The sequence below is a fragment of the Paenibacillus sp. 598K genome, from assembly GCF_003851045.1.
GTDB lineage: Bacteria > Bacillota > Bacilli > Paenibacillales > Paenibacillaceae > Paenibacillus_D.
On the sequence record NZ_BFBX01000340.1, the window covers coordinates 1 to 280 of the forward strand.

General features: G+C 53.6%; 2 tRNA genes. Both read right to left on the reverse strand.

The annotated features are described in order from the left end of the window. Positions 1 to 66: 66 nt before the first annotated feature. Positions 67 to 139, reverse strand: a tRNA-Ala gene (locus PA598K_RS35375). 46 nt (positions 140 to 185) lie between these two features. Beyond that, positions 186 to 262, reverse strand: a tRNA-Ile gene (locus tag PA598K_RS35380). Positions 263 to 280: the final 18 nt, after the last annotated feature.

Sequence of the window (280 nt, forward strand, 5' to 3'; positions counted from 1 at the left end):
ATCCAGTTTTCAAGGTGCAAGGTAGTCCATGCTTACGATGTCGCTTTCTTGCAGAAAGCGTTCAGGTGGAGACAAGGAGGATCGAACTCCTGACCTCCTGCGTGCAAGGCAGGCGCTCTCCCAGCTGAGCTATGTCCCCATGCTTATAGCCCCAAAAAGCCATCTTGCCGCTTCTCAGGAGATAATGGTGGGCCTTAGTGGACTCGAACCACCGACCTCACCCTTATCAGGGGTGCGCTCTAACCAGCTGAGCTAAAGGCCCTTGGTCATCTACCATCTT